This is a genomic window from Salinicola sp. CPA57, from assembly GCF_003206035.1.
Classification (GTDB): domain Bacteria; phylum Pseudomonadota; class Gammaproteobacteria; order Pseudomonadales; family Halomonadaceae; genus Salinicola; species Salinicola socius.
This window is the reverse complement of sequence record NZ_PZJR01000004.1, coordinates 70,692-92,475: the sequence shown is the minus strand read 5'-3', so window position 1 is coordinate 92,475 and position 21,784 is coordinate 70,692. Positions and strand designations below refer to the sequence as shown.

Annotated in this window: 20 protein-coding genes; 5 read left to right on the top strand and 15 right to left on the bottom strand. The window is 65.9% G+C overall.

Translation table 11 applies throughout. The features are described 5' to 3' along the window. Window positions 1-14: 14 nt before the first annotated feature. A complete protein-coding gene (locus DOM36_RS06405) occupies window positions 15-986 on the bottom strand; it encodes an AraC family transcriptional regulator (protein WP_110642047.1) in 972 nt (323 codons plus the stop codon). A 394-nt stretch (window positions 987-1,380) separates the two neighbouring features. On the opposite strand from DOM36_RS06405, the gene DOM36_RS06400 reads away from it, so the two are divergent. From DOM36_RS06400 to thpR, 3 genes are all read left to right on the top strand, one after another. Next, complete coding sequence (locus DOM36_RS06400) at window positions 1,381-2,562, top strand: efflux RND transporter periplasmic adaptor subunit (protein ID WP_075569448.1); 1,182 nt, start codon at window positions 1,381-1,383, stop codon at window positions 2,560-2,562. Between the two features lie 102 nt (window positions 2,563-2,664). Further along, window positions 2,665-5,847 (top strand): multidrug efflux RND transporter permease subunit, encoded by a 3,183-nt coding sequence (locus tag DOM36_RS06395; protein ID WP_110642045.1) that lies wholly within the window; start codon window positions 2,665-2,667, stop codon window positions 5,845-5,847. Between the two features lie 87 nt (window positions 5,848-5,934). After that, the gene (gene thpR / locus DOM36_RS06390) at window positions 5,935-6,459 is read left to right on the top strand and encodes an RNA 2',3'-cyclic phosphodiesterase (RefSeq protein ID WP_157958579.1); all 525 of its coding nucleotides are present in this window, start codon (window positions 5,935-5,937) and stop codon (window positions 6,457-6,459) included. 7 nt (window positions 6,460-6,466) lie between these two features. Here thpR and phnP read toward each other — a convergent pair whose 3' ends face one another. The 14 genes from phnP to DOM36_RS06320 form a co-directional block, all read right to left on the bottom strand. After that, window positions 6,467-7,270: a phosphonate metabolism protein PhnP gene (phnP, locus tag DOM36_RS06385; protein ID WP_110642042.1), complete on the bottom strand. Its 804-nt coding sequence runs from the start codon at window positions 7,268-7,270 to the stop codon at window positions 6,467-6,469. After that, window positions 7,267-7,818 (bottom strand): ribose 1,5-bisphosphokinase, encoded by a 552-nt coding sequence (gene phnN, locus DOM36_RS06380; protein ID WP_110642039.1) that lies wholly within the window; start codon window positions 7,816-7,818, stop codon window positions 7,267-7,269. Before phnN ends, phnP begins: the two co-directional genes overlap by 4 nt. Before the next feature lie 25 nt (window positions 7,819-7,843). Beyond that, the gene (locus DOM36_RS06375) at window positions 7,844-8,992 is read right to left on the bottom strand and encodes an alpha-D-ribose 1-methylphosphonate 5-triphosphate diphosphatase (RefSeq protein ID WP_075569453.1); all 1,149 of its coding nucleotides are present in this window, start codon (window positions 8,990-8,992) and stop codon (window positions 7,844-7,846) included. Beyond that, window positions 8,989-9,741, bottom strand: coding sequence for a phosphonate C-P lyase system protein PhnL (phnL, locus tag DOM36_RS06370; protein WP_232823753.1), 753 nt, complete (start codon window positions 9,739-9,741; stop codon window positions 8,989-8,991). The genes DOM36_RS06375 and phnL overlap by 4 nt, the downstream gene beginning before the upstream one ends. A 13-nt stretch (window positions 9,742-9,754) precedes the next feature. Next, window positions 9,755-10,570: a phosphonate C-P lyase system protein PhnK gene (gene phnK / locus DOM36_RS06365; protein ID WP_075569454.1), complete on the bottom strand. Its 816-nt coding sequence runs from the start codon at window positions 10,568-10,570 to the stop codon at window positions 9,755-9,757. Then, on the bottom strand, window positions 10,567-11,400 hold the full coding sequence (locus DOM36_RS06360) for an alpha-D-ribose 1-methylphosphonate 5-phosphate C-P-lyase PhnJ (protein WP_110642037.1): 834 nt from the start codon (window positions 11,398-11,400) through the stop codon (window positions 10,567-10,569). Before DOM36_RS06360 ends, phnK begins: the two co-directional genes overlap by 4 nt. Before the next feature lie 64 nt (window positions 11,401-11,464). Further along, a complete protein-coding gene (locus DOM36_RS06355) occupies window positions 11,465-12,646 on the bottom strand; it encodes a carbon-phosphorus lyase complex subunit PhnI (protein ID WP_110642035.1) in 1,182 nt (393 codons plus the stop codon). Then, window positions 12,646-13,260, bottom strand: a complete 615-nt coding sequence (gene phnH, locus DOM36_RS06350; protein ID WP_110642033.1) for a phosphonate C-P lyase system protein PhnH — start codon at window positions 13,258-13,260, stop codon at window positions 12,646-12,648. The genes DOM36_RS06355 and phnH overlap by 1 nt, the downstream gene beginning before the upstream one ends. A gap of 18 nt (window positions 13,261-13,278) precedes the next feature. Further along, a complete protein-coding gene (gene phnG / locus DOM36_RS06345; RefSeq protein ID WP_110642031.1) occupies window positions 13,279-13,731 on the bottom strand; it encodes a phosphonate C-P lyase system protein PhnG in 453 nt (150 codons plus the stop codon). Next, window positions 13,728-14,486, bottom strand: coding sequence for a phosphonate metabolism transcriptional regulator PhnF (phnF, locus tag DOM36_RS06340; RefSeq protein ID WP_232823752.1), 759 nt, complete (start codon window positions 14,484-14,486; stop codon window positions 13,728-13,730). Before phnF ends, phnG begins: the two co-directional genes overlap by 4 nt. A gap of 32 nt (window positions 14,487-14,518) precedes the next feature. After that, window positions 14,519-15,310, bottom strand: coding sequence for a phosphonate ABC transporter, permease protein PhnE (gene phnE, locus DOM36_RS06335; protein WP_110642027.1), 792 nt, complete (start codon window positions 15,308-15,310; stop codon window positions 14,519-14,521). Window positions 15,311-15,410: 100 nt separating this feature from the next. Continuing rightward, complete coding sequence (gene phnD / locus DOM36_RS06330) at window positions 15,411-16,457, bottom strand: phosphonate ABC transporter substrate-binding protein (RefSeq protein ID WP_110642025.1); 1,047 nt, start codon at window positions 16,455-16,457, stop codon at window positions 15,411-15,413. Window positions 16,458-16,575: 118 nt separating this feature from the next. Continuing rightward, window positions 16,576-17,400 (bottom strand): phosphonate ABC transporter ATP-binding protein, encoded by an 825-nt coding sequence (gene phnC / locus DOM36_RS06325; RefSeq protein ID WP_110642023.1) that lies wholly within the window; start codon window positions 17,398-17,400, stop codon window positions 16,576-16,578. 259 nt (window positions 17,401-17,659) lie between these two features. Then, the gene (locus DOM36_RS06320; RefSeq protein ID WP_075569462.1) at window positions 17,660-18,583 is read right to left on the bottom strand and encodes an SDR family oxidoreductase; all 924 of its coding nucleotides are present in this window, start codon (window positions 18,581-18,583) and stop codon (window positions 17,660-17,662) included. A 154-nt stretch (window positions 18,584-18,737) separates the two neighbouring features. Here DOM36_RS06320 and DOM36_RS06315 point away from each other — a divergent pair, with 154 nt between their 5' ends. Continuing rightward, window positions 18,738-19,658 carry a hydrogen peroxide-inducible genes activator gene (locus DOM36_RS06315; RefSeq protein ID WP_075569463.1) on the top strand — a complete coding sequence of 307 codons (921 nt, stop codon included), beginning with the start codon at window positions 18,738-18,740 and terminating at the stop codon, window positions 19,656-19,658. Beyond that, a complete protein-coding gene (recG, locus tag DOM36_RS06310) occupies window positions 19,655-21,733 on the top strand; it encodes an ATP-dependent DNA helicase RecG (protein WP_110642021.1) in 2,079 nt (692 codons plus the stop codon). Before DOM36_RS06315 ends, recG begins: the two co-directional genes overlap by 4 nt. Window positions 21,734-21,784 lie beyond the last annotated feature (51 nt).

Below are 21,784 nucleotides of genomic sequence, written 5' to 3'. Positions count from 1 at the left end.
ACGGCGCGGCGCGTTCAGGCGCGCGCGGCCTCGGGCAACTCGCCGCGCAGCTTGCTCACGTCCGCCCGCGGCGGCACACCGAACAACCGGCTGTATTCGCGGCTGAAGTGGGAAGGGCTGCCGTAACCCACGCGGAAACTGGCGGTGGCTGCCTCCATGCCTTCCGCCAGCATCAATCGCCGCGCCTCGTGCAGCCGCAGCTTCTTCTGGAACTGCACCGGCGACATCCGCGTGACCTGCTTGAAACTGTGGAACAGCGACGACTCACTCATGTTGACCATGTCCGCCAGATCGCGAACGCGCAGCGGCTCAGTGAAACGATCCTTGAGCACCGCGATCACCTTGGAAATACGGTGCGTCTGGGTGTCCGCCATCGCGAACTTGCGCATGTGCAGACCGATCTCCCCGATCAGCGCACGATAGAAGATCTCTCGTCGCACCAGCGGCGCAAGCATTCGAATGTCCTGCTGCGGCGAATCGAGCAGCGTCACTAGCCGCAGTATCGCCTCCACCAGCCCCTTCTCCGCCTGTACCCGACTTAAACCACAAGCATTCTCGGGGCACTCCTGCTGCTCCGTGTCGCCGAGCCCCTCGCCCAGCGCCAGCACCAGATCGGTGATCTCCTGGGGTTCGACAGTGATTTTCAGACCCAGATAGGGTTTGTCCGGTGACGCCTCAGTGACCTTGCCCAGTACCGGCAGATGCACTGCCGACACCATGCAGCTCAGCGGGCCGTAATCGATCTGCCGGTCCCCCAGCCATACCGTCTTGCTCCCCTGCGCGATCAGGCAGAGCGAAGGGTCGTACACGGTGGAACCGATGCAGTTGTTGATGGAGGAATCGGCTCGCACCAGCTCCAGTCCCGGCACCGCGGTGGTGGTCAGACCCTCCTGGTGCGTCCATTGACGGATCTGCAACGCCAGAGTATCCGCCAATCGTCCAAGTTCATCGTCAAGCGTTTCGAAGACAGGTTGAACGACACTCACGACTTCACCTCTCGCTTGCTGGTCTGATGGTCATCTTGAGACAAATCGCGATTATATGCCTGCTTTCTGGCTTTCTGATGACAGAAAGCCGATATCTGCAGGATTGGGCAAGACCTTTGAAGGAACGGGCAATCATGCCCCGATGCCAATCCCGAACAGCCGGAAGCTGACACGCTCCCTTCCGCAGATCCACCATGTCGACAGAATTAGGCAATCAATGACGAGGAATCCGATAACGCCCGCGCTTGCCTGAACCCTACAGTGATCGTCCTATCCGGTGCCCATGCTCGCCAACCCCAGAGGTTGGCTGGTGCGTTTTCGGGCCTGACTCGCGCGATCTCTGGGCTGATTTTGACCGATCGCGACCGGAAACAGTCAACGCGGGGTCAAGGAAATGCAGAAATACAACGAAAAGCGCGTGTCGACGGCAAGTCTGTCTCGCGGATTGGGCGTATTGCTCGTCATCGCATTGATCGCCGGTTGCGATGCCCGGGGCGAAGCGCAAACCGCCAGTGCGCCGCCGCCGCCGGCAGTAGATGTCGCAACGGTGCTGGTGGAACCCGTCACGCTGCGGGAAACCTTCACCGGTCGCGTGGCGTCACCGCAGACCGTAGAGTTGCGGCCGCGAGTCAGTGGCTATATCGACGAAGTCGCCTTCGAAGAAGGGGAACTGGTCGAGGCCGGCGACCTGCTGTTTCGTATCGATCCCCGTCCCTACGAAGCCCGGGTACAGGCCGCCAAGGCCTCATTGGCTCAGGCGCAGAGTCAACGCCGGCTTACCGAGGTCGAGGCCGGCCGATCCCGCCAGCTGATCCAGAAACACATGATCTCCCAGGAGCAGCACGACCAGCGTCAGGCGGCAGCGCTCAATGCCCGAGCGCAGCAGGCGGAAGCCGAAGCCGCGCTGACCAGTGCCGAGCTGGATCTGCAGTACACCCGCGTCACCGCGCCGGTAACGGGACGCACCGGACGTGCCATGGTCACCAAGGGCAACCTCGCCAGTGCCGATCAGTCGGTGCTGACCACGCTGGTGTCGGTCGATCCGCTGTACGTCTATTTCGACAGCAACGAAGCCGAAGCCCCCAGCGCTCAAGCACTGCTGAATCAAGGCAAGACCGCCACGCTACGCATCGGGCTGACCGGCGAGACAGGGTTCCCTCACCAGGGACAGCTGGATTTCGTCGACAACCAGATCAACGCGGATACCGGCACTCTGCGCTACCGAGCGGTTCTGCCCAACCCGGATGGCGCCTTCCGACCCGGCCAGTTCGCGCGGGTGGAAATGCCCGTGGCCCATCTGGCAGAGGCGATGCTGGTGAACCGCAAGGCAGTGCTCGCCAATCAGGACCGGCGCTTCGTCTACGTGGTCGGCGACGACAATACCGTGACGCCGCGCCAGATCGAGACCGGCCGCGAAGTGGGGGATCTGATCGTGGTTCGCGAAGGCCTCAAGGCGGGTGAACGCGTGATCGTCAACGGCACCCAGAAGGTCCTCGCGCCGGGGATGCCGGTCGCGCCCAATCCGATCGCCATGCGTGAGCCGGCCGTCGGCAACGATGTCGCCACCCGATCCTGAGAAAGCCGCGCGCCGATCGACTCAACGCGTCCTGAAGCACTTCTCTCCTTCCGAATGACAAGACGCGGCGGGCATCGTCCCCGCCGCTCAGGAGCCTCTGTCATGAACTTTTCCCGCTTTTTCGTGGACCGGCCGATCTTCGCCGCGGTGCTGTCCATCGTCATCTTCGCGGTGGGCGCGATCTCCATCCCCAATCTGCCGATCGGGGAGTATCCGGAGGTGGTGCCGCCCTCGGTGCTGGTCCGCACGACCTATCCCGGCGCCAACCCCAAGGAGATCGCGGAGACCGTGGCCACGCCGCTGGAGGAGGCGATCACCGGCGTCGAGAACATGATGTACTACAAGTCCGTGGCCGGCTCCGATGGCGTGCTGCAGATGACCATCACCTTCCAGCCCGGCACCGATCCCGAGCAGGCGACCGTACGCGTCCAGAACCGGGTCAGCCAGGCGCTGGCAAGACTGCCGGAAGCGGTGCGGCGACAGGGCGTGACCACCCAGAAGCAGTCCCCCACCTTCCTGATGGTGGTCCACCTGGTGTCGCCGGATGACAGCTACGACACCCTCTACCTGCGCAACTACGCGCGCCTGCACGTGCGCGATCAGCTGGCGAAGATCTCTGGCGTCGGCGAGGCGCAGCTGTTCGGCGGCGGCGACTACGCCATGCGCGCCTGGCTGGACCCCGATCGCATCGCTTCCCATGGCCTGACCGCCGGCGACGTGGTCGCGGCCATGCGCGAGCAGAACGTCCAGGTCTCCGCCGGTCAGATCGGTGCCGAGCCCACCCCGCATAGTGATTTCCTGACCCTGATCAATGCCAAGGGCCGCCTGTCCACCGAGCAGGAGTTCGGCAACATCGTGCTCAAGGTCGGTGCGGACGGCGAAGTCCTGCGGCTGCGGGACGTCGCTCGTCTGGAATTGGGCGCAGGCGACTACACGCTGCGCGCCAGCCTCGACGGCAAGGATGCGGTGGCGATCGGTATCTTCCAGTCGCCCGGCGCCAATGCCCTGCAGATCCGCGACCAGGTGATCCGGACCATGGACGAGCTGGCCACCCAGTTCCCGCCGGGAGTGGAGTATCGCACCGTCTATGACACCACGCTGTTCGTGACCGACTCGATCCGCTCGGTGATTCAGACGCTGCTGGAAGCGATCCTGCTGGTGGTGCTGGTGGTGACGCTGTTCCTGCAGACCTGGCGCGCCTCGCTGATTCCGCTGCTGGCGGTGCCGGTCTCGGTGGTGGGCACGTTCTCGGTGCTGTTGCTGCTGGGGTATTCGATCAACACGCTGACGCTGTTCGGGCTGGTGCTGGCGATCGGCATCGTCGTCGACGACGCCATCGTGGTGGTGGAGAACGTGGAGCGCAACATCGGCCAGGGACTGGCACCGCGAGCCGCCGCCCACCAGGCGATGCGCGAGGTCTCCGGCCCGATCGTCGCCATCGGCCTGGTGCTGTGTGCAGTGTTCGTGCCGATGGCGTTCCTGTCCGGCGTCACCGGCCAGTTCTACCGCCAGTTCGCGGTGACCATCGCCATCTCCACCGTGATCTCCACCGTCAACTCGTTGACGCTCTCGCCGGCGCTGGCCGCGATGCTGCTCAGGCCTCACGACGCCCCGAAAGATCGCCTGACCCGAGTGATCGACTTTCTGTTCGGGTGGCTGTTCAGACCGTTCAACCGCTTCTTCAACGCCGGCTCGAATCGCTACCAGGGCGTGGTCTCGGGCAGCCTGCGCCGTCGCGGCGCGGTGTTCCTGGTCTATCTGATTCTGCTGGGCACCACCGGCTATCTGTTCAAGCTGGTGCCGCCGGGGTTCATCCCGGTCCAGGACAAGATGTACCTGATCGCCGGCGTGAAACTGCCGGAGGGCGCCTCGCTGGAGCGCACCGATGATCTGCTGCGCCAGGTGGTGGATATCGCCATGGAGACCGACGGCGTCGAGCACGCGATCTCGTTCCCGGGGCTCAACGCGCTGCAGTTCACCAACACCGCCAACACCGGGCTGGCGTTTCTGACCCTGAAGCCGTTCGATCAGCGCACCCGCACCGCGGCGGAGATCAACGCCGAGATCGCGGGCAAGATCAGTGGCCTCAAGGACGGCATCGCGTTCTCGTTCATGCCGCCGCCGATCCTCGGGCTAGGCAACGGTTCGGGCTATCAGCTGTTCATCGAGGATCGCGGCGGACTCGGCTACGGCCCGCTGCAGGAAGCGGTGACCGCGTTCCAGGGCGCGGTGGTGCAGACGCCGGGGATGAGCTATCCGATCACCAGCTACCAGGCCAACGTGCCCCAGCTCGATGCCGAGGTGGACCGACTCAAGGCCAAGACCCAGGGCGTGGCGGTGAGCGACCTGTTCGATACCCTGCAGACCTATCTGGGATCCACTTACGTCAACGATTTCAATACGTTCGGCCGCACCTGGCAGGTCATCGCCCAGGCCGATGCCCCCTACCGCGACAGCGTCGAGGATATCGCCCGGCTGCGCACCCGCAACGCCCAGGGCGAGATGGTGCCGATCGGTTCGATGATCGATATCCACCAGAGCTTCGGCCCCGATCCGGTGCTGCGTTTCAACGGCTACCCGGCCGCGGATCTGGCCGGCGAAGCCGACCCCCGGATGCTCTCGTCGCCTCAGGCGATGAGCGCCTTGACCGATATCGGCGAGCGCGTACTGCCGGATGGCATCGACTTCGAATGGACCGACCTGAGCTATCAGCAGTCCACTCAGGGCAACGCCGCGCTGGTGGTATTCCCGTTGGCGGTCATGCTGGTGTTCCTGGTGCTGGCCGCGCTCTACGAGAGCTGGACATTGCCGCTGGCGGTGATCCTGATCGTGCCGATGTGTCTGCTGTCGGCACTCGTCGGCGTCAAGATCTCCGGCGGCGACACCAACGTCTTCGTCCAGGTGGGCCTGGTGGTGCTGATCGGGCTGGCCTGCAAGAACGCCATCCTGATCGTCGAATTCGCCCGCGAGCTCGAGTTCCAGGGTCGCAGCGTGGTGGAAGCGGCGCTGGAAGCCTGCCGGCTGCGGCTGCGTCCGATCATCATGACCTCGATCACCTTCACCGCGGCAGTGATACCGCTGGCGCTGGGCCACGGCGCCGGCGCCGAGGTGCGTCAGGCCCTAGGCATCGCCGTCTTTGCCGGGATGCTCGGCGTGACCCTGTTCGGGCTGTTGCTGACCCCGGTCTTCTACGTGGCGCTGCGCAAGCTGGCCGGTCCGCTCAGCCAGGGGCACGGCTCGACGATGGAAGGCGAAGACCAGCAGCCCCACAACGACCCTGCCTGATCGGGAGCCGCGGTCAAACCGGCAAACCGTTGGCAACGGGGGGAACGATGCGCCATCCTGCTGGCAACGCTACAGGGGGCCGCTATCGTGACCGTTTCTCGCCGACTCTTCTTTGCCTTGTGGCCCGACGACGCCAGTCGCCGGGCGCTGGCCGACGAGGCCGCGCGGCTGGCACCGCTCTGTGGCGGCTACCCGCTGCCGGCGGAGAACATGCATGTCACGCTGGCGTTCCTGGGCAGTGTCGACGAGGTCCGGCTCGCCCCCCTCGTGGACCTCGCGCAGGGCTGGCCGGCACTGCGCGGCGAGTGGAGACTGGACCGACTGGGCCATTTTCCCCAGCCCCGCATCGTCTGGGCCGGCAGCCAGACGCCGAACGACGCGCTCCTGACGCTCGATACCGAGCTCTGGCGGGCGCTGTCCCGCCACGGCTTCACCGCGCCGCAACGTGAATTCACCCCGCATGTCAGTCTGGTACGTCAGGCCGGCCGCGCGGCGACAAGGACCACACTGATCACTCCCGTCATCTGGCGATACGACCACCTCGCGCTGGTCGAGTCCCGACTCGACGGTGAGACGTCGCGCTACCTGACGCTGGCTCACAGCCAATCCTGACCACGGTTCAGAACAGAATCTGCAGATTGTCAGAAGCCAACTCCACGCCCTCCGGCAGGATTCGGGAAGTCGCCATGAAGTCGGCATCCAGCTCGTGACTGATATGGGTCAGCCAGGCGCGAGACGGCTGGATTCGCTCGATGATCTCCAGCGCCATGGCAACGTTGTTGTGGTTGCGGGGCGTAGTATGCGACTCCGGGTGCGGGGAGTCATCAGACTCCGGATTCGGGGAGTGATAAGAGTCGGGATGAGTCGCATCGACCACCACGCCATGGGGCCGCCATTCGCTCAGAAAGCGTTCGGTGGCACCGGGCAGGCCCACGGTGTCGCACAGCCAGGCCAGCCGGTTGACGCCGTCTTCGATCGCGTAGCCCAGCGTCGGCTTGCTGTGGTTGAGCGGCAGCGGCGTGACCTCGAGCCGCCCCAGCTGCAGTGTCCGGAACGGCTTCAGACCGGGCTGGAAGTCGAGAATGCCGGGGTTCCTGTGCAGGTCGGCGCAGCCTTGAGGATCCTTGGGACCGTAAACCGGAATCGATTCGCCCCGGCCCCAGCGCAGGTGCAAAAGCCCCTGCACGTGATCGGCGTGATAGTGAGTCAGCAGGATGGCGGCAGGGCGCTGACGCTCGCAGCGGGCGGCCAGATCCATGCGCCCGGCGTCGATCAGGATCAGTTCCCCATCGAGTTCGATCTCGCCGCAACAGGGCTCTCGGCGGTGGCAGCTCAGCAGCCGTGCCCGCTGGCAGGCCGGGCAGTCGCAGCCGAAACAGGGAACCTGCGCGCTGTCACCGGTGCCGGCGAAGCGCAGCTTCACGCCGGATCGTCCGATACGGGGGCGGCGTCGAGCCAGGCTTCGAGTGTCTTGACGCCCTCCGCCAGCGCGCCGCCGTTGTCGATTCGAGCGACCCCGGAAAGCGCGTGTTCCTCGCAGCTTCGTGCCAGTCGCGCCTCGACCTCGGCCAGCGTCTCGCGTCCGCGAGCGATCAGGCGTCGGCGCAGCACCTCGGCGTCCGCCACCACCAGCAGCGGCACCAATGCCGCCCCGAATCGCTCGCGCGCCCTTTCCAGCGCGCGGCGACTGCCGTTGAGCACCACCGTGTGCCCCGCCGCCAGCCACGCTTCGATCTCGGCGCCGACGCCGTAGTCGAGCTCATGTGCGCGCCACGAGAGACAGAACAGCCCCCGCTCGCGCCGCCAGTGGAATGCCTCGCGGGAGAGTTCGACACAGTTCTCCGCCCCGCCGCTGGCCCGGGTGATATAGCGATGCGCCACCAGCGCGTCCGGACGACGCCGTGCCAGCTCGCGCAGCAGGCTGTCCTTGCCGACGCCGCTGGCGCCCATGAGGTAGATCAGACGCGACATCTCGGACCTCTCGGAAAATACGCCATCAATGAACCTGCCTGCCCGCGGTCCACACCCGTCTCAGGATGGGATGATCGTCGATCAACCGCACCCGCAATAGATCGGCGCGCAGCCCCGCTGCCAGACGACCGCGATCGTCGAGCCCTACCGCTTCGGCCGGTATCCGTGTCGCGGTGGCGACCGCCCGGGGCAACGCGTAGCCGTTCTCCATCGCCGCCACCCGGAACACGGCATCGAGCAGCGCCGCCGGATAGTAATCCGACGACAGGATATCCAGCACGCCCAGCTCGACCAGATCGGCAGCGGCGATATTGCCGGAGTGGGAACCGCCGCGAACCACGTTGGGCGCGCCCATCATCACCGCCATGCCGGCCCGGTGGGAGGCCTCGGCCGCTTCGCGGGTGGTGGGAAATTCGGCGACGCGAGTGCCGTACTCGTGGCTTTCGGCGACATGCTCGACGGTGGCGTCGTCGTGGCTGGCGATCGCCAGGCCGCGTTCGCGACAGCTGGCCGCAATGGCACGACGATGCTCGGCGCTGTAGCGCTGGCTGTTGTCGATCTGTGTCGCCATGAAAGCGTTCATCGCTGCGTCATCGAGCTGGTACTTGCCCTGATAGTAGACGCGATACGCCTCGAGGCTGGCGAACTGGCGCTGACCGGGGGCGTGGTCCATCAGCGATACCAGGCCCAGCAATGGCGATGACGACAGCGCTTCGAACCGCGCCAGCGTGTTCGGGTGACTGACCTCGCAGCGCAGGTGGAGGCGATGATCGACCCGCGCCAGGCCATCGTGGACGATCTGCGATAGCGCCTGACACATCTCGTCCAGCGCCCGGTGGCGCATGCTCTGCTCGTCCACGTCACCGATCGAGACCGCATCGAACACGGTGGTGATGCCGCTGGCCGCCATCTGGGCATCGTGAGCCAGTGCCGCCTGACGCCCCGGCCATTCGACCTTGGGCCGCGGCTGGAAATATTTCTCCATGTTGTCGGTGTGCAGCTCGACCAGCCCCGGCAGCAGCGTGTCGCCTTCGCAGTCGACGGCGCCGGCGGCCTGGCTCGCGCCGTGGTCGATGGCCGCGATCCGGCCGTCGCGGATCACCAGCGTGCCGTCGATCACCTCGTCGTCGAGCACCAGCCTGGCGTGGGTCAGTATCTGTTCCTGCGCGCTCATGACAACGTCTCCTGGACGTCCCGGGTGAAAGAAGCGCGAGCGCCGAGGCTGTCGTCCAGCGGCAGCAGACGATCGGCGACCCGGTCGCGCACGTCCTCGTCGTGAAAGATGCCGAGCATCGCCGCACCGCGGGCCTTGGCCTCGCCGATCAGGGCGATCACCACGTCGCGATTGGTGGCATCCAGCGACGCGGTGGGTTCGTCGAGCAGCAGCAACGGATGCTCGCCGATGAACCCGCGAGCGATGTTGACGCGCTGCTGTTCGCCGCCGGAGAAGGTACCGGGCGGCAGCTGCCACAACCTTTCGGGCAGGTTGAGCCGGGCCAGCAGCGTCTCGGCCCGCTGGCGGGCATCCTGCTCGTCGGCGCCACGCGCCAGCAGCGGCTCCATCACCACGTCGACGGCGGCGACCCGCGGGACCACCCGCAGAAACTGGCTGACGTAGCCGATCACGTCGCGGCGCAGACCGTGCCAGGCGTAGGCCGGCAGCGTCTCGAGGTCGAGCGTGCCATCGTCGAAATGCAGACGGATACGGCCCTGATCGATGCAGTAGTCGCCATGGAGCATCTTCAACAGCGTGCTCTTGCCGATACCGCTGCGTCCGGCCAGCACCAGGCACTCGCCGGCATGCAGCGTCAGCGACAGATCGCGCATCACGTCGATTTCGAGCCCGCCCTGGCCGTGTAGCAGAAACTGCTTGTGCAACCCGCTCACCGTGAGGCGAGGTCGAGCGTTCGTCATGGAATGCATTGAAATTCCTCCCTCAGGGCGTCAGGACAGAAGAAACCAGCAGCTGCGTATATTCGTGCTGCGGGTCATCGAGAATCTGATCGGTGAGGCCGGTCTCCACAACCTGACCGCGGCGCATCACCATCAGCCGGTGGGCGAGCAGGCGCGCCACGGCGAGATCGTGGGTCACCAGCACCACCGAGAGACCGAGGCTTCTCACCAGCGTGCGCAGCATGTCGAGCAGGCGCGCCTGGACCGAGACGTCGAGTCCGCCGGTGGGCTCGTCCATGAACACCAGCCGCGGCCGGGTGACCAGGGTGCGGGCGATCTGCAGGCGCTGCTGCATGCCGCCGGAGAACGTGCGCGGCGCATCGTCGATACGCCCAGCATCGAGTTCGACCTGGCGCATCCACGCCTGGCCCGTCTCTCTGAGCTGGCCGTAGTGGCGCTGGCCCTGGGCCATCAGCCGCTCGCCGATGTTGGCCCCGGCGGAAACGCCCATGCGCAGGCCGTCGCGGGGATTCTGGTGCACCAGCCCCCACTCGAGGCGCAGCAGCGCCCGGCGCTGCGCCTCGCCGATGGCGTAGAGATCGAGCTCGGCCTCATCCCGGTCTAGCACGTCTTCTCCGGCATGCCGTCGATAGACCACGCGCCCGGCATCCGGCGCTTCGAGCCCGGCAAGCACGCGCAACAGCGTCGACTTGCCGGAGCCGGACTCGCCGACGATGCCCAGCACCTCTCCGGCATGCAGTTGAAAGTCGATCGCCTCGCAGCCCTTGGCCGGGCCGTAGAGTCGGGTGATGTCCTGAACGTCGAGCAGAACCGGACGTTCCAGTGCCGGCTTCTTCATGCCACTTCTCCCCGCCGGGTCTGGCAGTAGTCGGTATCGGAGCAGACGAACATCCGCCCGCCCTTGTCGTCGGTGATCACTTCGTCGAGATAGCTGTGATCGCTGCCGCACAGCGCGCAGCTATGCTCCCAGCTCTGGATCTCGAACGGATGGTCCTCGAAGTCGAGACTCTCGACCCGGGTGTAGGGCGGGATCGCGTAGAGCCGCTTCTCGCGACCGGCGCCGAACAGCATCAGCGCCGGATTGCCGTCGAGCTTGGGGTTGTCGAACTTGGGGATCGGCGACGGGTCCATCACGTAGCGCCCGTCCACCTTGACCGGATAGGCGTAGGTGGTGGCGATGTGGCCGTAGCGGGCGATGTCCTCGTAGAGCTTGACGTGCATCACGCCGTACTCCTCCAGCGCGTGCATCAGCCGGGTCTCCTGCTCGCTGGGCTCGATGAAGCGCAGCGGCTCGGGGATCGGCACCTGGAACACCAGAATCTGACCGCTTCGCAGCGGCGTCTCGGGAATCCGGTGGCGGGTCTGGATCACGTCCGCCGCGGTGGTCGCGGTGGTGGTCTCGACCCCGGCCACGCGCTGGAAAAAGTGGCGGATGCTGACCGCGTTGGTGGTGTCGTCGGCGCCTTGATCGATCACCTTGAGAATGTCGTCGGCCCCGAGAATGCTGGCGGTGAGCTGCACGCCGCCGGTGCCCCAGCCGTAGGGCATCGGCATCTCGCGGCCGCCGAACGGCACCTGGTAGCCGGGAATCGCCACCGCCTTGAGCAGCGCACGGCGGATCATTCTTTTCGTCTGTTCGTCGAGGTAGGCGAAGTTGTATCCGTTCATATTGAGCTCCCGAAACTAGCTGCGTCGCCGGATACGGCGTTAAACACGCCCTCAAAATGCTCATTCATAACCCATGAACTCCGCTTTCTTGGTCGTGTTTGCCTTGTCCCGACTTCCTCGCTGACGTTTCTTCCTCCGTGGAAGGTCGATCCAGCGATTCGCCCAGCTCAGGTGAAGAATTTCGAGCATGTTCGCGGCGCAGGCGCCGGAGCAGATCGAGCTCGGACTGGAAGTCGACGTAGTGCGGCAGTTTCAGATGCGAGACGAAGCCGGCGGCGTCGACGCTGTCGGCGTGCGCCAGCACGAACTCCGCCTGCTGGGCGGGGCCGATGATCGGCTCGCCCAGCTCCTCGGCGCGCAGCGCACGATCGACCAGCGCCATGGCCATGGTCTTGCGCTCGTTGTGGCCGAAGGCGAGGCCGTAACCCCGCGTGAACTGCGGTGCGGCTTCCCGGCTACCGCCGAACTGGTTGATCATCTGGCACTCGCTCAGCGCGATCTCGCCGACGCAGATGGTCTCGTCCCACTCGGCGACGTGGATCTCCACTTCCACCTGGCCCAGGCGGATCTCGCCGGCAAACGGATGATTGCGGCCGTAGCCGCGTTGGGTCGAGTACCCCAGCGCCAGCAGGTAGCCCTCGTCGCCTCGGGCCAGCATCTGCAGTCGGGCGGCGCGGTCCATCGGGTAATCCGGCGGATCGCGGGTGATGTCCGCAGGCTCACTGCCGTCGTCGATCTCCTGCTCCACCAGCCCTTCGTCGTTGAGCAGCGCCAGAATCTGCGGGCACGCCTCGGCGTCGGTGACATCGTCCCGGGTCTCGGCAGGCGGCACCTCGGCGCCGGCCAGCTGGAGGAAATCGAGCAGGCGGTGGGTGTAGTCGTAGGTCGGGCCCAGGATCTGGCCGCCGGGGATATCCTTGTAAGTGGCGCTGATGCGGCGTTCGATGCGCATGCTGGCGGTGTCGAGCGGCTCGCTGACGGCGAGTCGCGGCAGCGTGGTGCGATAGGCCCGCAGCAGGAACACGGCCTCGGTCAGATCGCCGCTGGCCTGCTTGAACGCCAGCGCGGCGAGTTCGGGGTCGTAGAGCGAGGCCTCGCTCATCACCCGGTCGACGGCCAGGCGCAGCTGATCGCCGATCTGGGCGACCTCGAGTTCCGGGCGATCGCGATCGCCGCGGCGGCGGTCGGCCAGCCAGCGGTGGGCGTTGGCGATCGCCTGCTCGCCTCCCTTGACGGCAACGTACATCAGTTCACCTCCCGAGAATCGACGCGCGTGCTGCGGGGCACTGCCGCCAGCTGCGCGCCGCAGCCGAAGATCATGTCCAAACCCCGCGGGAAACTGGCGCGGTTGGCGGCCAGCCGATCCATCAGCGCCCGGCAGCCGGGGGAATCGCCGATGTCGAGTGCGCGGGTGGTCTCGATGCCAGGCCCGGAGAGACGCCAAGGCCCGGCGTTGGCCAGTCGCTCGACGGCGACCAGCAGCGTGGTGCCGCGATCGGGATAGGTGTCGCTGCCCACCGCGAAAGGCGTGCGCGGATCGAAGGACCCGTGGGTCAGCAGCGCGAAATCGGCACTCGCCGGGTCATCGGTGATTCGCGCCCCGGTGTGAAAGGTCAGCGCCTCGCGCAGGGCCGGCGAGTCGAGCTCGGCGCCGATCCAGATCGTGGTATCCAGATCGCACAGACTCAGCAGCGCGCCCCACAGGGCGGCGCCCAGAAGCGGCTTCTGCGGCTGGGCAGGCGGTGTCGGCACGACCAGTTCATGCACGGTGCCGGGCTCGGACATGGCGCCAAGTACCTGCCGAAACAGGCGTTGGCTGTCATGGACGGTGTCATCCAGGGCGGGCCAGGATAGATTCATCACGCTTCTCCTTCGGGTTCATTCACCACGTACGAGAGTGAAGAAATCGACGCGGGTGGCGGCGGCGGTGGCGACGTCACGGCGCTGGCGCTCGGCCAGTTCGGCGGCCAGCGGCGCCAGCAGCTGCGTCTCGAGTGTCTGCTGCCACTCGGGGTGCTGGGCGACGGCATCGGCCAGCGCGATCAGCTCGGCGTGGCGGTGGTCGCGACCCCGTACCCAGCCGTGGCCGAGGGTGCCGTCGTCGAGCGCGACGCTGGCGCGGGTCAGGGTCATCTCGCCGAGATGGAAGGCGTTGCCGGTGCCGCCGGTGCGACCCTTGAGCATCGCCATGCCGGTTTCCGGGCCGCGTACGCAGCGGTGCGGGGGGAAATCGCCGAGCAACGCGCCCAGTGCGCCCCAACGGGCCTCGATATGCTGACGGGAGGAGAGCGCCAGCAAGCGCTGACGCGCGTTTCGTGATGTGTGACTCATGACGCAACCTCGTCGGTGTCGGAATCCATGGGGTCGGTGTCGAAATCGACGTGATAGGAGAGCCGGTCGGCGCGCGCCCGGCCCACGGACACCTCGACCAGCCTGCCGGCCGCATCGGTGTTATCGCTGGTCATCACCAGCAGCGGCGCATTGAGCGGACACTGCAGCCAGCGGGTGTCGTCGCGATCCGCGGGAACGGCATCGATGCGCACCCGCCGCCGATGCAGGCGCAGGCCGTAGTGCTGGCCGAGCAGCGCCCGGGTGGAGCCGCCGCGATAGCGCTCGAGCCAGCCCGGCACCCGCTCGGGATCGAACCAGTGACGCAGCCGCATCAGCGGGGCATCGTCGACGGTGCGCACGGTATCGACCCGCAGCAGCGGCTCGTCGGCGGGTCGTCCGAAGCGCTGGGCGATGGCCTCGGGAGGATTGACGAGTCCCTGTTCGAGACAGCAGGTGTTCGAAGGCAGGCCGAGTCCGGCCAGATTCTGGGTCACCTTGCTGCCGGCGCTGACGGCGTAGTCGAGCCGACGATCGACCACCTGGGTACCGCGCCCCTGGTGGCGCGTCACCATGCCGGCGGCGACCAGTTCGTCCAGCGCCCGGCGCACCGTGTGGCGATTGACCGCGAAGCGCTTGGCCAGCTGCGCCTCGGTCGGCAGCAGATCGCCCGGCGCGTAGTCGGCGCGGACCTCGCGCACCAGCACTTCGGCCAGTTCGCGGTAGCGGGGTATCGTCAGAATTTGTCTAGACATCATGTGGCCCAAAAAACCGGGGGGAAGCCCCGGCATCAGATGAAACGCTTGCGAACACGCTGCGACACCATGTCCAGCAAGGTGACGGCGACGATGATCACCAGCATGATCGTGGCGGTCTCGGTGTACTGGAATCCGCGCATGGTTTCCCACAGCGAGACGCCGATACCGCCGCCGCCGACCATGCCGAGCACCGTGGCGGAGCGAATGTTGGACTCGAAGCGGTACAGGCTGACCGAGATCCACAGTGGCAGCACCTGGGGGATCAGGCCGAAGACGATCTCTTCCAGGCGCCCGGCGCCGGTGACGCGCACGCCTTCCATCGGTCCGGCATCGGTGGCTTCCACCGCTTCCGAGAACAGCTTGGCGAGCACGCCGGTGGTATGGACGAACAGCGCCATGGTCCCGGCGAACGGCCCCAGGCCGACGGCGACCACGAACAGCATCGCGAACACCAGCTCGTTGATCGCGCGGCACGCATCCATCAGCCGACGCACGGGCTGGTTGATCCACCATGGCGCCAGGTTGTCCGAGGAGAGCAGCCCGAACGGGATCGCGAACAGCACTGCCAGCAGCGTGCCCCAGATCGCGATCTGGATGGTCACCAGCATCTGATCGATATAGTGATCGAGACTGCCGAAGGTGGGCGGCACGAAGTCGGCGGCCAGGGTCGCCATGTTGCCGGCGTTCTGGAACAGCAGGCTCGGGGCCATTTCGGCGCCCTGCCAGGCCCAGCCGAGTACGCCCACGGCGATGACCCAGCCGAGCAGCGCGGTCCAGCTGCGCTTGCCGGAGCGGGCTCGCGCATCGAGTGTGGAAGTGGTCATGCATGGACTCCGCTGCATCGATCATGAAGATGGCCAGGGCAGTGGGAACGTCGAAGTCCGCCCTGGCCTGTCAGAGACTCGTGTTCAGAACACGTCTTCTTTACTGCGTCGCCATCGCGGTGGTGTTGCCGGCCGGCTGGGCCTGGGCGGCCTCGCGGGCATCCATGCGCTCGTTCAACGACTCGAGGCGAGCGTCGAGATCCGCCAGCTTCTGCTGCTTGTCGTCGGCATCGAGGGAATCGTCGGCGGCGACCTGGGCGCGCTGCTTGAACAGCTCGAGCTGACGGATCGGCAGCAGCTGGTCGTTGTCGGAAGCGGCGAAGCCGGACCACTGAAGCGGCTCGAGGATCTGCTTCTGCCTGGCGGTATCGCCATAGCTCAGGAAGAAATCGCGCAGCTCGTCCTTGGTCTGCTGGGGCAGGTCGGTGCGCCAGACCAGCGGGTCGGAGGGGATCAGCGGCGACTTCCAGACCACCTTCAGCTGCGCGGCCTTGTCGGGATGGGTGATCTCCAGACGCTCCATGCTCTCGGTATTGAACGTCGCGACATCCACCTGGCCGTTGGCAACGGTCAGCGCGTTGGTCTCATGGTTGGCGTTGAGCGTGCGCTTGAACGCGGTATTGGGGTCGATGTGATTCTTGGCGAAGACGTAGTAACCCGGCACCAGATACCCGGAAGTGGAGTTGGGATCGCCGTTGCCGAAGGTCAACTCACTGGCGTGATCCAGCACCTCGTCGATGGTGTCGTAGGGGCTCGACTTGTTGACGATCATCAGACTCCAGTAGCCCGGCGCGCCGTTGGCGGCGACGGTCTGGGCGAAGATTTCGCCACCGGCGCGATCGACTGCTTCCATCGCCGACTTGTTGCCGTACCAGGCGAGATCGACCTTGTCGAAACGCATCGCCTGGATCACCGCGGCGTAGTCGGTGGCGAAGAACGGCTTGACCTCGACACCCAGCGCGTCGGACATGTCGTCCAGGAACGGCTGCCACTGGGTCGACTGGTTGGTGCTCGACTCGGTGGAGATGATGCCGAAGCGCAGCGGCTGGTCGGCGGCCTGGGCCGAACTGACGGCAAGCGTGCTGCCGAGCAGACCGAGCCCGGCGATCAGCGGCAGGGCCGCACGGCGTAGACGGGATGAGATCATGTCGTTTCCTTGGAGTGTCGTCGGTGATGGATCGTTGTTGGCGAATCGCTGGTGATGGCTCTGTGATGACGGCTCGGTGATGACGGCTCGGTGATCGGCGGGCGAGCGAGCGCCCGGATCAGCCCACCGCATGCAGCGGCGGCGCGAGCCGATGTTCAGGCTGGCGAGTTTCTAGCTCGTCGAGACCGGCGTTTTCGTAGAGCGCCTGCAGGCGGCCGTCGGTGAGGCCTTCGATCGGCCCGTCGTAGTAGAGACGCCCCTGCTTGAGGGCGATGGCGCGACGGCAGTAGCGACGCGCGACCTCGACCTGATGCAGCGTGACGACGACGGTGCGGCCGTCCTCGCGGTTGATCCGCTGCAGAATCTCCATCACCTCGCGGGCACTGCGCGGGTCGAGAGAGGCGATCGGCTCGTCGGCGAAGATCACCTCGGCCTCCTGAACCAGCGCCCGGGCGATGGCGACGCGCTGCATCTGACCACCGGAAAGCGTATTGGCGCGCTGATGGGCCAGGCCGACGATGCCCACGCGCTCCAGTGCTCGCAGCGCCAGGTCCCGCTCCTGCTGGGTAAACTGGCCGATCAGCGCCCGCCAGCGCGGCATCGCGCCAAGATGGCCGATCAAGACATTGGTCAGTACGCTGAGACGCCCGGCGAGATTGAACTGCTGGAAGATGTAGCCGCAGCGACGGCGCTGCTCGCGGCTGGCGCCCAGCAGCCGGCCATGACGCTGCACGTCGCGATCCAGCACCCGGACATGGCTGTGCGACTGGCGGTCGGCACGGGTCAGCCCGACGAGATGGCGCAGCAGGGTCGACTTGCCCGAACCCGATGGCCCGATCAGGGTGACCATTTCGCCACTGGCGATCTCGAACCCGATTTCGCGCAGTGCGGCATGGGTGCCGAAGGATTTGTCGAGCCGTTCGACGCTAACGATGGCGGTCATGCGAGTCGTCCCGGAAAGTGTCGGGCCGTGGGTCGGATCATCAACCCCTGGCCCCGAAATGTTGAACACAGTCTGGCGACGTCGTGTGACGGTTATTTATCTAGACAATTAAGAAACGATGACAAGAGGGAGGGACGGGGCGGGCAACGAAAAAAGCGCCCGTGGGCGCTTTGTCCTGTCTATCAGTGGTTTGACGATTCGCGTCATGTCGTTGACACGAATTCGTCGTCGAATCGTCATGCGCAGGTGAGGTCAGCCGTCAGGCTTTCGCCTTGCTCGTCCTGCCACCGGCCTTTTTCCTGCCACCGGATTGTTCCTCGGCGGGAAGGAAACCGCCCTGCTGCAGCACGTCCTCGTAACCTTCCCGGAAGGTGGGATAGCGAAACGTGTAGCCGGAATCCAGCAGACGCTGGTTGTTGCAGCGCTTGCTCGAACGACGGCGCAGCGGAGACTGGATGACGTCCGGCGTCTCGACCTTGAGCCGCTTGGCGATCCAGGCCATCACTTCATGCAGCGGCGCCGAATCGCAGTCGCTGGCGAGATAGATCGGCTCCAGCGACTTGCCATCCAACGTCAGCTGGATCAGGTGGGCGATCACGCCCGCGCAGTCGTCGCGATGGATGCGGTTGGAGTACATCGGCGGATTGGAGGCGGCGATCCGACCTTCGCTCACCTGGCGGATCAAGCGATCGCGTCCCGGACCGTAGATGCCCGAGAAACGCAGCGCCGTGCCCGGCAGATCATGTGCAAGCAGCGCCTGCTCGGCTTCGCGCATCAGCGTGCCGGAGAAGCCGTGGGGCTCGGTGTCGGTGGTTTCATCGACCGCTTCGCCCGCCTGCTGGGCGTAGACACTGGTCGAAGAGACGAAAAATATCCGTTCGGGCTTCTTTTTACGGGAGCCGAACGCCTGCAGCACCGCCTTCAATCCCGTCGGATAAGCCGCCTCGTAAGCCGACTCCTCGAACCGGTCCGCGGTCACCGAGTAGACGATGATATCGGCATCCGGCAGCGCCGCCACTGCCGCCTCGTCGGTCACGTCCAGCGCCACCGCCTCGATACCGGTTCCATCGAGCGCAGCGACGTTGCGCCGCGCGCCGATCACACGCTGGCCGGCGTCGATCAACTGCTTCCCGAGCTGGGTGCCGATATCGCCGCAACCGAGAATTAGCGTAGTTTTCTTCACCTTTCCCTAGCCTCTTGGTAAAACGTCCTTGATGATTCGTCCTTGAGGACGCGCACAACCACGAGAACTGCGTACCTATCGACTCATTCGCGCCATTTAGTCGCTTTATTCATTCGCCGTATCGCGCAGACAGGGAGCCTTTCGGTCCCAGCTAATGACTCTAACAGAACTCCGCTACATCGTAACCTTGGCCCAGGAGCGTCACTTCGGTCGCGCCGCCGAGCGCTGCTTCGTTTCCCAGCCGACGCTTTCCGTGGCAGTGAAAAAGCTCGAGGACGAACTCGGCATCGCCCTGTTCGAACGCTCCAAATCCACCGTCCAGGTGACCCCGTTGGGCGAGCGGATCGTCGAGCAGGCCCAGCGGGTGCTGGAGCAGGCCACGCTGATCCGGGAGCTGGCCACCGAAGGCAAGGACCAGCTGATCAGCCCGCTGCGCCTCGGTGCCATCTATACCATCGGCCCTTACCTGTTTCCGCACCTGATCCCGGCGCTGTCGCGCATCGCACCGCAGATGCCGCTCTATATCGAAGAGAGCTTCACCGGCGTGTTGCGGCGCAAGCTGCGCAGTGGCGAGCTCGATGCCATCTTCGTGGCGCTGCCGTTCAACGAATCCGACGTGGTGACCAAGACGCTCTACGAAGAGCCGTTCGAAGTGCTGCTGCCGGCCGGCCATCCGTGGACGCAGAAAGCCGCGATCGACAAGGAGGATCTGCTCACCGAACGTCTGCTGCTGCTCGGTGAAGGTCACTGTTTCCGCGACCAGATTCTGGAAGCCTGCCCGGCCATCAACGCGCAACTCAACAACCCCTCGAACACCCTGATCGCCGAGGGCGGCTCGCTGGAGACCATCCGCCACATGGTCGCCTCGGGTTTGGGCATCACGGTGCTGCCGAAACTGGCGATCGGCACCAGTCACTACGAAAACGGCCTGCTGGAGAGCCGCCCGTTCAAGGGCAACGCACCCTCGCGCAGCGTGGCGCTGGCGTGGCGCGCGAGCTTTCCGCGACCCAAGGCGATCGATGCCCTGATTCAGGCGATCGATAAAATCCAGGGCAGCGACGTCGAGGCCGCATGAGCCTCGATGCTCCGGTAACCGACCTCTCCGGCGTCGGCGAAGCGCTGGCCGGCAAACTGGCCAGACTGCGCATCGAGCACATCGCCGATCTGCTGTTTCACCTGCCGCTGCGCTATCAGGACCGAACGCGGATCACGCCGATCGGCACCCTGCGTGCCGGCACCGAAGCGGTGGTCGAAGGCGAAGTCAGCGCCGCCGAAGTCGTTCGCGGCCGTCGCCGCAGCCTGCTGGTCCGGCTCAAGGATGGCTCCGGCATTCTCAGCCTGCGCTTCTTCCACTTCTCGCCGGCCCAGCAGCAGCAGTTCGCCAAGGGCGTTCAGGTGCGCTGCTTCGGTGAGGCCCGTGCCGGCAGCACCGGGCTCGAGATCTACCATCCGGAATATCGCCTGATCCAGATCGAAGCGGCACCGGTGGACGAACATCTGACGCCGATCTATCCGACCACCGAAGGTCTGGCACAGCCGCGGTTGCGCGCCTTGATCCAGCAGGCGCTGAAGCGGCTGGCAAAAGCGCCCGAAAGCCTGCCGGAGTGGATCCCCGAACCGTTGCGGGGACGCTTTCGGCTGCCCGGGCTGACCGAATCGCTGCGTTATCTGCACGAACCCCCGCCGGACGCGCCGCAGGAGCGCCTGGCCGATGGTCGTCACCCCGCCCAGCGGCGATTGGCGCTGGAAGAGCTGCTGGCCCATCAACTGAGTCTGCGCCAGGTCCGCCTGCGAATTCAGGCCGACGGTGCCCCCAAACTGGCGGCGAGCAGCAACCTGCAGGCGCGCTTCCTGACCCAGCTGCCGTTCTCGCTGACCCAGGCCCAGCGCCGCGTACTGGAGGAGATCGGGCGCGACCTGGAGCGCGAAGTGCCGATGCTGCGGCTGGTACAGGGCGACGTCGGCTCGGGCAAGACCGTGGTCGCCGCCATGGCGGTGCTGAACGCCATCGCCGGCGGCTGTCAGGCGGCGGTGATGGCGCCCACCGAGATTCTCGCCGAGCAGCACTTTCGCCAGTTCCGGGCCTGGCTCGAACCGCTGGGAATCGAGGTCGGCTGGCTGGCCGGCAAGCTCAAGGGCAAGGCGCGGCTGGATACCAAGGCGGCCATCGCCGATGGTCGCGTGCAGGTCGCCGTCGGCACCCACGCGCTGTTCCAGGACGACGTGCTCTTCCACCGCCTGGGGCTGGCGGTGATCGACGAGCAGCATCGATTCGGCGTTCACCAGCGCCTCGCGCTGCGCCAGAAAGGGGAATCCGGCGGCCTGACCCCGCACCAGCTGATCATGACCGCCACGCCGATCCCGCGCACCCTGGCGATGAGCGCCTACGCCGATCTCGACCTGTCGGTGATCGACGAGCTGCCGCCGGGCCGCACCCCGGTGCATACCGTCGCCGTCCCCGACGAACGTCGTCCGGAGGTGATCCAGCGCATCCGCAACGCCTGCGCCGACGGTCGCCAGGCTTACTGGGTCTGCACGCTGATCGAGGAGTCGGAGACGTTGACCTGCCAGGCCGCGGAAGTCACCCGCGATACGCTGGTGGAAGCGCTCGAGGAACTCAACGTGGGGCTGGTCCACGGGCGCATGAAGGCGCAGGATAAGGTCGAGGTGATGGACGCCTTCAAGCGCGGCGAGCTGGACCTGCTGGTGGCGACCACGGTGATCGAGGTCGGGGTCGACGTGCCCAACGCCAGTCTGATGATCATCGAAAATCCCGAGCGGCTGGGGCTTTCCCAGCTGCATCAGCTTCGCGGCCGGGTCGGTCGAGGCAGCGTCGACAGCTACTGCGTGCTGCTCTATCACCCGCCGCTGTCGAACCACTCGCGCCAGCGTCTCGGCATCCTGCGCGACACCACCGACGGCTTCAAGGTGGCGGAGAAGGATCTCGAACTGCGCGGCCCCGGCGAGGTGCTCGGCACCCGCCAGACCGGCCTGGCGCAGATGAAGATCGCCGACCTGGAGCGCGATCGCGACCTGCTCGATACCGTCACCGCCCTGGCCCAGGCGCTGCTGGAAGAAGCCCCCGACGCCGCGCCACCGCTGATCCGCCGCTGGCTGGGCGACGAGGCCGGCAGGTACGGGCAGGTGTGAGTCAGAGCGTCGTGCGCTCGTTATACTGCTCCCATAAATGTCACTATCGGC

What these genes read in the sequence shown, in the direction of transcription:
- DOM36_RS06400 (WP_075569448.1), top strand. Translation starts at nt 1,381, where the DNA reads ATGCAGAAATACAACGAAAAGCGCGTGTCGACGGCAAGTCTGTCTCGC.
- DOM36_RS06395 (WP_110642045.1), top strand. Translation starts at nt 2,665, where the DNA reads ATGAACTTTTCCCGCTTTTTCGTGGACCGGCCGATCTTCGCCGCGGTG.
- phnN (WP_110642039.1), bottom strand. Translation starts at nt 7,818, where the DNA reads ATGTCGCGTCTGATCTACCTCATGGGCGCCAGCGGCGTCGGCAAGGAC.
- DOM36_RS06375 (WP_075569453.1), bottom strand. Translation starts at nt 8,992, where the DNA reads ATGAGCGCGCAGGAACAGATACTGACCCACGCCAGGCTGGTGCTCGAC.
- phnL (WP_232823753.1), bottom strand. Translation starts at nt 9,741, where the DNA reads ATGCATTCCATGACGAACGCTCGACCTCGCCTCACGGTGAGCGGGTTG.
- phnK (WP_075569454.1), bottom strand. Translation starts at nt 10,570, where the DNA reads ATGAAGAAGCCGGCACTGGAACGTCCGGTTCTGCTCGACGTTCAGGAC.
- DOM36_RS06360 (WP_110642037.1), bottom strand. Translation starts at nt 11,400, where the DNA reads ATGAACGGATACAACTTCGCCTACCTCGACGAACAGACGAAAAGAATG.
- DOM36_RS06355 (WP_110642035.1), bottom strand. Translation starts at nt 12,646, where the DNA reads ATGTACGTTGCCGTCAAGGGAGGCGAGCAGGCGATCGCCAACGCCCAC.
- phnH (WP_110642033.1), bottom strand. Translation starts at nt 13,260, where the DNA reads ATGAATCTATCCTGGCCCGCCCTGGATGACACCGTCCATGACAGCCAA.
- phnG (WP_110642031.1), bottom strand. Translation starts at nt 13,731, where the DNA reads ATGAGTCACACATCACGAAACGCGCGTCAGCGCTTGCTGGCGCTCTCC.
- phnF (WP_232823752.1), bottom strand. Translation starts at nt 14,486, where the DNA reads ATGATGTCTAGACAAATTCTGACGATACCCCGCTACCGCGAACTGGCC.
- phnE (WP_110642027.1), bottom strand. Translation starts at nt 15,310, where the DNA reads ATGACCACTTCCACACTCGATGCGCGAGCCCGCTCCGGCAAGCGCAGC.
- phnD (WP_110642025.1), bottom strand. Translation starts at nt 16,457, where the DNA reads ATGATCTCATCCCGTCTACGCCGTGCGGCCCTGCCGCTGATCGCCGGG.
- phnC (WP_110642023.1), bottom strand. Translation starts at nt 17,400, where the DNA reads ATGACCGCCATCGTTAGCGTCGAACGGCTCGACAAATCCTTCGGCACC.
- DOM36_RS06315 (WP_075569463.1), top strand. Translation starts at nt 18,738, where the DNA reads ATGACTCTAACAGAACTCCGCTACATCGTAACCTTGGCCCAGGAGCGT.
- recG (WP_110642021.1), top strand. Translation starts at nt 19,655, where the DNA reads ATGAGCCTCGATGCTCCGGTAACCGACCTCTCCGGCGTCGGCGAAGCG.